The organism is Candidatus Burkholderia verschuerenii (assembly GCF_001189365.1).
GTDB lineage: Bacteria > Pseudomonadota > Gammaproteobacteria > Burkholderiales > Burkholderiaceae > Caballeronia > Caballeronia verschuerenii.
Window position 1 is genome coordinate 25,575 of record NZ_LFJJ01000045.1, and the last position, 6,391, is coordinate 31,965.

The 6,391-nt window shown below is 63.8% G+C and carries 3 protein-coding genes and 1 pseudogene; 1 reads left to right on the plus strand and 3 read right to left on the minus strand.

The window, feature by feature from the left end:
* Positions 1 to 2 precede the first annotated feature (2 nt).
* Positions 3 to 2,237 carry a primosomal protein N' gene (locus BVER_RS10915; protein ID WP_050453326.1) on the minus strand — a complete coding sequence of 745 codons (2,235 nt, stop codon included), beginning with the start codon at positions 2,235 to 2,237 and terminating at the stop codon, positions 3 to 5.
* Positions 2,238 to 2,689: 452 nt separating this feature from the next.
* Positions 2,690 to 3,787 carry a uroporphyrinogen decarboxylase gene (gene hemE / locus BVER_RS10920; RefSeq protein WP_050453328.1) on the minus strand — a complete coding sequence of 366 codons (1,098 nt, stop codon included), beginning with the start codon at positions 3,785 to 3,787 and terminating at the stop codon, positions 2,690 to 2,692.
* Positions 3,788 to 4,021: 234 nt separating this feature from the next.
* Between hemE and BVER_RS10925 the strand changes: the two genes are divergently transcribed.
* Positions 4,022 to 4,804 carry a transporter substrate-binding domain-containing protein gene (locus BVER_RS10925; protein WP_050453329.1) on the plus strand — a complete coding sequence of 261 codons (783 nt, stop codon included), beginning with the start codon at positions 4,022 to 4,024 and terminating at the stop codon, positions 4,802 to 4,804.
* A 7-nt stretch (positions 4,805 to 4,811) separates the two neighbouring features.
* Here BVER_RS10925 and BVER_RS10930 read toward each other — a convergent pair.
* Positions 4,812 to 5,834, minus strand: a pseudogene (locus tag BVER_RS10930) (alpha/beta hydrolase).
* Positions 5,835 to 6,391: the final 557 nt, after the last annotated feature.

A 6,391-nucleotide genomic window follows, 5' to 3' on the forward strand; every position in this document is an offset into this window, starting at 1 on the left:
GATCAGACGTCCAGCGGATCCACTTCCACATTCCACCGCAGCACGCCGCGCACCGCGCGCAGCGCGGGCTGCCACGCGCGCAACGCGGTTTGCAGGGCGGCGCGGGAACTGCTTTCGAGCAGCAATTGCGCGCGGTGGACATTGAACACTTTCACGATGGTGAGCGGCACGGCATCGTAGACCGTGACGCGGTCGGCGCCGGGCAACGGCGCGAACGCCGCCGCCGCATCGGCGAGAAAAGCCAGCGCCGCCTCGAGCGTGCGGCCTTCGGCGCGAAGCATCGCCTGATAGACGAAGGGCGGCAGACGCGCGTCCCGGCGTTCGGCGACCGTCGCGTTGGCGAATCCCACGTAATCCTGACGCGACAACGCCTGATACAGCGCATGGCGCGGATAGCGCGTCTGAATCATCACTTCGCCGGGTAAACCGGCGCGTCCGGCTCGGCCGCTGACCTGCGTCAGTTGCGCGAAGAGGCGCTCGCCCGCGCGGAAATCGTGCGAAAACAACGCGGTATCGGCGTTGAGCACGCCGACCAGCGTCACGCGCCGGAAGTCGTGACCCTTCGCGATCATCTGCGTGCCGACGAGAATGTCGACTTCGCCCGCGTGGACATCGGAGAACAGCGCCTGCGCGCTGCCCTTGCGCCGCGTGCTGTCGGCATCGATGCGCAGCACGCGCGCGCCGGGCACCACGGCGGCGAGCGTTTCCTCGACGCGTTGCGTGCCGCGGCCCATCGGCGCGATATCGATGTTGCCGCAATCCGGACACGACTTCGGAATGCGCGATTCCCATCCGCAGTGATGGCAGCGCAGCGCGCGCTCGGGCTTATGCAGAACGGCATAGGCGCTGCAACGCGGACAACCGGCGACCCAGCCGCAGGAATCGCAGGAAAGAATCGGCGCGTAGCCCCGGCGATTGAGGAACACAAGACTTTGCTCGCCGCGCTCCATCCGCGACTTCAGTGCCGCGATCAACGGCCACGACAGCCCTTCGACCGATGCCCGCCCGCGCCGCCGTTCTTCTTCGAGATCGATCAGCCGCACGCTCGGCAACGCCGCCTCGGCAATAGCGCGGCGCGTCAGCGTCAGACGCGTGTAGCGGCCCTGCTCCGCCTGCCACCAGGTTTCGAGCGATGGCGTCGCCGAACCGAGCACGACCGGAATCCCGAGTTGCTTGGCGCGATAGACGGCCAGATCGCGCGCGGAATAACGTAAACCTTCCTGCTGTTTGTAGGCCGGATCGTGTTCCTCGTCGACGACGATCGCGGCGAGCGACGGCATCGACGCGAGAATCGCGAGGCGCGTGCCGAGCACGATGCGCGCGGCGCCCGTATGCGCGGCAAGCCAATTGCGCGCGCGTTCGCCTTCGGCCAGCCCGCTGTGCATCGTCACGATCGAACCCTTCGCCAAGGCCGAAAAGCGCGCGCGAAACGCGGCTTCGAACTGCGGCGTCAGATTGATTTCGGGGACGAGCACTAGCACCTGCGCATCCGGTTTCGCGGCCAGCAGCGCCGCCAGCGCGTGCAAGTAAACCTCGGTCTTGCCGCTGCCGGTCACGCCGTGCAGCAGAAACGCCGCGAAACCCTGCGCGGTCGAAATGGCGTCGACGGCGTCGCGCTGCTCGTCGGTGAGCACCGGAAGGATCGACGGCGCGGCAGGCGCGACGGGCATCGGCGCCTCGTCCGGCGACGCGGGGTCGACGAAACCGCGCGCGCTCCACTCCCCCAAAGTCGCGGCGGCTTTTGGGGGCAGCGGCCGGGGATCGGAAAACGCGAGCGACGGCGCGGCCGCGAGGGCACCGGCCAATCGACGTAAAGCGGTTGCCCTAATCGGTAAACTTTCGTGTAGACTCTCGCGCCCGGCGTCGAGGAGCCGGTAACGCGGTTCGATCGCCAGCAGGCGATTCCAGCGAGACGGGTCGCGCAGCGCTTGCGGGAGCGCGGGCAAGGCCACTTCGCCGAGACCGCGCTGGTAGTACTCGGCGGCGAATCCGGCCAGCGCGATCCACGGCTCCGAAAGCGGCGCGAGGCCGTCGCAGAGCGCGCGGACATCGCGTAGTTTGTCGGCGGGAAGATCGGTGGCGTGATTGACTTCGCAAATCAGGCCGACGACTTCGCGGCGGCCGAACGGGACCTGCACGAGCATGCCGGGCGAAGCCGGTGTCGCGAGCGTGTAACGGTAGTCGAACAGCATCGGCATGGGCTGATCGACGGCGACGCGAACGAAGACTCCGGTCATCGGGCTCGACGCGCTGTATCGCCGCTGTGCCGGGGCTTTGATGGTGACTCGGGTGTGAACTGGACGAAGTTAAAGTGAAACATCAGAATCGCCGCTAAACCAAAGATTATTTTTAAGTTTCCGGCGCTTTACACAGGCCTGTGGATAACTTTGTTGAGAAGTACATTCGCCGTTGCCGCAAACCCTGCTGTCCAGCCCTTTCGCATGTCGGCCCACACTTCGGGCAATGATCATAAAACATGCTTAAAATCAGGCACTTATAATCCGAAATAAACGCTCGGACTGGTTGCGCGGAGCCATCTGTATGATGGCGCGCCGCAGCGAACAAAATGTGTATAAGTGCCTTCTTGACATCTTTGGATCCCGCCCGGTGCTGGCGCATCGGGCGATTTTTCCTTTCCGGAAACGCTCGCCCGCCGCCGTTTCGATGCTGCACGGCAGCACGCTTTTGTTCAGCGTGACGATTGTCCGGCACGCATCGCGCGGCTATGGCGATGCACTTCATCGACGAGTTCGGCGACGTTTTCCGGCGGCGTGAACTGCGAAATGCCGTGGCCGAGATTAAAGACGTGGCCAGGATGATTGCCGAAACTCTCCAGCACACCACACGCTTCCGTGCGGATCACGGCAGGCGACGCGAACAGCACGCACGGATCGATATTGCCCTGTAGCGCGACGCGCGAACCGACCATCTCGCGGGCGCGGCCGAGGTTCATCGTCCAGTCGAGTCCGACCGCGTCGACGCCGATCGTCGCGATTTCCTCGAGCCACAGACCGCCGCCCTTCGTGAAGGTGATGACCGGCACGCGCACGCCGCCGTGTTCGCGTTTGAGTCCGGCGACCACCTTGGCGATGTAATCGAGCGAGAAGCGCTGATACGCGCCGTCCGCGAGCGCGCCGCCCCAGGTGTCGAAGATCATCACGGCTTGCGCGCCGGCTTCGATCTGCGCGTTGAGGTACGCCGTCACGGCCTGCGCGTTGATATCCAGAATGCGATGCATCAGATCGGGCCGCGAGTAGGCCATCGATTTGACCGTGCGGTGATCGTCCGAACCGCCGCCTTCGACCATATAGCACGCGAGCGTCCACGGGCTGCCCGAAAAGCCGATCAGCGGCACGCGCTGGCGGCCCTGCGCGTCCGTCAGCGCGCGACGAATCTGGCTGACGGCATCGGTGACGTAGGACAGCGTCGCGCCGATATCCGGCACGAACAGGCGCTTCACGTCGTCCTCGGTGCGCACCGTGCGTTCGAAGCGCGGGCCTTCGCCCTGCACGAAGTTCAGGCCGAAGCCCATTGCGTCGGGCACGGTGAGGATGTCGGAGAAGAGAATCGCCGCGTCGAGCGGATAGCGTTCGAGCGGTTGCAGCGTGACTTCGGTGGCGAAATCCGGATTCTTCGCGAGGCCGAGAAAACTGCCGGCGCGGGCGCGCGTGGCGTTGTACTCGGGCAAATAGCGGCCCGCCTGACGCATCAGCCAGATCGGTGTGTAGTCGGTCGGCTGGCGCAGCAGCGCTCGAATGAAAGTGTCGTTCTGGAGAGTGTGTGCCACGTCGCTCGATGCTGGATGCAGAGAATCTTTCATTCTACCGGAGCGATCTGACGTTTACGCAGGGTGATTCCGCGCATCGCAATTTGGCTTATGCCGTTCGGTTCAGGTGTTCATCGGCGCGATGGCTCGTTATGATCGTCGGCCAGAGTACAACGACGAGAACCGGGAGAATCGATGACACGCTTGTTTGTTCGCCGCGCCCTTGCGTGGCTGTTGCTCGCGTCCAGCGCCTGCATGGCGCACGCCCAGACCATCGAAACGGGCGCCGTGTCGGCGCGCCCTGCCGAGCCTGCCAGCGCGCCGCCGGCCGTGCCGCCTTCGCGGCTCGATCAGGTGCTGGCGAGCCATGTCCTGCGCGTCTGCACTACGGGCGACTACAAACCCTATTCGTTCCTGCGCCCGGACGGCCAGTTCGAAGGCATCGATATCGACCTCGCGGGCAGTTTGGCCAAGTCGCTTGGCGCGCAGCCGCAGTTCGTCAAGACGAGCTGGTCGAACCTGATGAACGACTTCATCGCCAAATGCGATATCGCCGTCGGCGGCGTATCGACCACGCTGGATCGACAGAAGCGCGCGTTCTTCACCGCGCCGTACATGGAAGACGGCAAGACGCCGATCGTGCGCTGCGAGGACAAGGACAAGTATCAGACCGTCGAGCAGATCGATCAGCCGAACGTGCGGACGATCGTCAATCCCGGCGGCACCAACGAGCGCTTCGCCAAGCAGTTCTTCCCGCATTCGCAGCTGATCGAATATCCCGACAACGTGACCATCTTCAAGCAGATTCTCGATGGCCAGGCCGACGTCATGGTGACCGACGCCTCCGAAACCCTGCTGCAGCAGAAGCTGAATCCGGGCTTGTGCTCGGTGCATCCGGACAAGCCGTTCCAGTTCGGCGAGAAGGCATATCTGCTGCCGCGCGGGGACGTGGTCTGGCAGCAGTACGTCGATCAGTGGTTGCATCTCGCGCGCTCGACCGGCGAGTTTCAGTCCGTCGTGGACAAGTGGCTGAAGTAACGCGGCACTAGGCGCGCAGCAGTTCGCCTGCGCGCGCGCCGATCTTGCACAGCCACGCGTGCGCCGCATCGGATTGCGTGTGCATGCGGCCGAAGCCGTGCGTCATGTCGGCGGCGTCGATCAGTTCCACGCGGCCGCCGTTCGACTCCAGAAAGCGCCGGAGTTCGTGCTCGTCATCGTAGAGCGGATCGTAGGCGGCGGCCACGATCAGCGCGGGAGCGGGCGTGCGTTCGTACGGCTCGGCCAGCGGGAACGCTCGGACATCGTGGGCATCCGGCGTGATGCCGGAGAGGAACTGCGCCCAGTACCACTTCATTTCGTCGTTGGTCAGGCCCGGCCCGTTTGCGTTGGCGATGCAGCTCGCGCTTTCGAACTGGCGGCGCATCGCCGGTTAAAGCAGCAACTGAAGTCCGACGAGCCCGGCCACCTGCTCGTTCGCGCCGCGCGCCGCGACCACCGAAAGATGCGCGCCCGCGCTGTCGCCGCCGACCGCGAGCCGATCGGTGGCGAAACCCAGCCGCGAACGATGTTCCGCGAGCCAGATCAGCGAATCGCGCGCGTCGTCGCAAGGCGCGGGGAACGGATGCTCCGGCGCGAGCCGATAATCCACGCTCGCCACCGCGCAGCGCGCATCGAGCGCGAGTTGCGCGACCAGCGAATCGTGCGTGTCGAGATCGCCGATCACCCAGCCGCCGCCGTGGAAATAGACCATCAGCGGCAACGGTCCCGTCTCCGACACCGGTCGATAGATGCGCGCCGCGAGGGTGCGTCCATCGAGCGGAATCTCGAGCGCCTCGACGGCAACGCGCGCGTCCCTTTCCGGCGCGTAGGCTTTCGCGACATCGCTGAAGCGCTGACGCACGGTTTGCGCATCGGCATCGGTGGCGAGCGCGGGAAACGCGTCGGCGACGGCGACGGCGACGGCGACGGCGCGTAGTATCGGAGCAAGGACGCGTCGATGGTCATGCAAGTCTCCTAGCATTATTGGCAGGTAAGAATGGTTTTCGGACACTAGGCAAATCGATTTCATACGTCCGGCCGTGCGATTTTTCAGAAGAATTAGGATAATCGCTTTCGCCCGAAAAACGGCATTTTCTTGCTGACTCAGGCCGAACGAATTAACCGGCCGAATAACAGACAATTTATGCACGAGAAAATCACATTTTGCGCCAGGAAATTTACCAAAAGCCTTATCTGGTGAGGGTTACAACCTGAAACACTTTGTTACGGCGACTGGCAGTCAATTCGCCCAGAATCTGTTCAAACGGTTTCAACACGGATGCGTTCGGACGCGCGGTGATTTTTACTTGCTGCCTTCCGTCGGTCGGCGTCTGCCGAAGCTCTAAATGGGGCATCTCTGTTGGGATCATTGTTCGGTTTGTAGCCGTTCAATGTATTCCACATTTGGTCTCCTCGCGCTAACCCCGTAGCGTGTGGTTTTTAGCAGGCTCCAGGCCTGCTTTTTTTTGTGCGCCCAGCATGGGCGCACTCTTGCGGGTGCAAGTCGCGCGGCAAGTTGACCACAGCGAGCGAAGTGAAGCGCAACTGCGGAAGGGCGACCGACCGTGGGGAGGAAGCGTGGAGCGA

What these genes read in the sequence shown, in the direction of transcription:
- BVER_RS10925 (WP_050453329.1), top strand. Translation starts at nt 4,022, where the DNA reads ATGGCGCACGCCCAGACCATCGAAACGGGCGCCGTGTCGGCGCGCCCT.
- BVER_RS10915 (WP_050453326.1), bottom strand. Translation starts at nt 2,237, where the DNA reads ATGACCGGAGTCTTCGTTCGCGTCGCCGTCGATCAGCCCATGCCGATG.